This is a genomic window from Arthrobacter sp. Y3225116, assembly GCF_059091245.1.
On the sequence record NZ_JBNHGL010000511.1, the window covers coordinates 1 to 803 of the forward strand.

The following is an 803-nucleotide window of genomic DNA, read 5'->3' on the forward strand; positions in this document are numbered from 1 at the left end:
GCGCCACGGGCCGCTCCTCGCCCTCCACCTGGCTCCGCCGCGGGCCGCGCCTCGACCTCCACCTGGCCCCGCCGACCGTGGCAAGCTGGAATCATGACTGAAACCCCGCCGCCATTCCACGGTCCGCGCGATCCCGGCGACGCCTGGGTGGAGGGGCCGGACGGTACCCGGATGTGGGGCCGGTTCGGCTCCGCCGGGCTGCTGGCGGTGGACCGCGAGCGCGGCATCCTGCTCCAGCACCGCGCAAAGTGGAGCCATTTCGGCGGCACCTGGGGAATCCCCGGCGGGGCGAGGCATCAGGACGAACCGGCCGTCGATGCAGCCCTCCGCGAGGCCACCGAGGAAGCCGACGTCCCGCTCGACGCGCTGGCCCCGCTGTTTACCTCGGTCCTTGACCTGGGCTTCTGGTCCTACACAACCGCCGCCGCCAGGACCGTTCGCCCGTTCGAACCGGAAATCACCGACGCCGAGAGCCTGGCGCTGGCCTGGGTCCCGCTGGATGAGGTGGACCAGTTGCCGCTGCATCCGCACTTCGGCGAGGCATGGCCGCGGCTGCGCACGCTGCTGGAGCACCCGCCGGTGCTTGTGGTCGACGCGGCGAACGTGGTCGGCTCCCGGCCGGACGGCTGGTGGAAGGACCGCCCCGGCGTCGCCCGCCGGCTGCTCGCATCGCTCCACGCCAGCCTGGCGGCGGGGCTTCCCGCGGGCCTGCTGGAAGTGCCCGCCGGCACGGTGTGGCCGCGCACCGTCGTCGTACTGGAGGGCGCCGCGAAGGAGGCCGCCCCCGCCGGGCTGGCGGGTCC

1 protein-coding gene is annotated in these 803 nt (G+C 74.3%); it reads left to right on the top strand.

Annotated features, from left to right (window positions below; genetic code table 11):
- Window positions 1-93: 93 nt before the first annotated feature.
- The coding region (locus tag AC5RV2_RS18670; RefSeq protein WP_494093568.1) for an NUDIX domain-containing protein at window positions 94-803 on the top strand (710 nt) is incomplete at its 3' end.